This is a genomic window from Streptomyces sp. NPDC002911, from assembly GCF_053591835.1.
Genome location: NZ_JBSFUO010000100.1, coordinates 1 through 1,015, shown reverse-complemented (window position 1 = coordinate 1,015; position 1,015 = coordinate 1). Strand labels below are relative to the sequence as shown.

General features: G+C 67.1%; 1 protein-coding gene. It reads left to right on the top strand.

Features of this window, described 5'->3' with window-relative positions; translation table 11 throughout:
* Positions 1-1,015: diaminobutyrate--2-oxoglutarate transaminase (gene ectB / locus ACWD04_RS34040; protein ID WP_451137594.1), on the top strand; the 1,015-nt coding region annotated here is incomplete at both ends.

Sequence of the window (1,015 nt, the reverse complement as noted above, 5' to 3'; positions counted from 1 at the left end):
CCCGCCCGCCCTGAGTGTCTTCGAGAGCCTGGAATCGGAAGTACGGAGCTACTGCCGCGGTTGGCCCGCGGTCTTCGACCGTGCGCAGGGTGCCCGGCTCACCGACGAGGACGGACACTCGTACCTCGACTTCTTCGCCGGTGCCGGATCTCTCAACTACGGCCACAACAATCCGGTGCTGAAACGCGCGCTGATCGACTACATCGAGCGCGACGGCATCACCCACGGCCTGGACATGGCCACGACGGCCAAACGGGCTTTCCTCGAGACCTTCGAGAACGTGATCCTGCGGCCCCGTGACCTGCCCTACAAGGTGATGTTCCCCGGCCCGACCGGCACGAACGCCGTCGAGGCGGCGCTGAAGCTCGCCCGCAAGGTCAAGGGCCGCGAGTCCGTCGTCTCGTTCACCAACGCCTTCCACGGCATGTCGCTCGGTTCGCTCGCCGTGACGGGCAACGCCTTCAAGCGGGCCGGTGCCGGCATCCCGCTGGTGCACGGCACCCCGATGCCGTTCGACAACTACTTCGACGGCACGGTTCCCGACTTCATGTGGTTCGAGCGGCTTCTGGAGGACCAGGGTTCCGGTCTGAACAAGCCCGCCGCCGTGATCGTGGAGACCGTGCAGGGTGAGGGCGGCATCAACGTCGCCCGCGCCGAGTGGCTCCGCGCGCTCCAGGAGCTGTGCCACCGCCAGGACATGCTCCTGATCGTCGACGACATCCAGATGGGCTGCGGCCGGACCGGCGGCTTCTTCTCCTTCGAGGAGGCCGGCATCGTCCCGGACATCGTCACGCTGTCGAAGTCCATCAGCGGTTACGGCCTGCCGATGTCGCTCTGCCTCTTCAAGGGCGAGCTGGACATCTGGGAGCCGGGCGAGCACAACGGCACGTTCCGTGGCAACAACCCGGCCTTCGTCACCGCCGCCGCCACCCTCGACGCCTACTGGGCCGACGGCCAGATGGAGAAGCAGACGCTGGCCCGCGGCGAGCAGGTCGAGCAGACCATGCTGGCGATC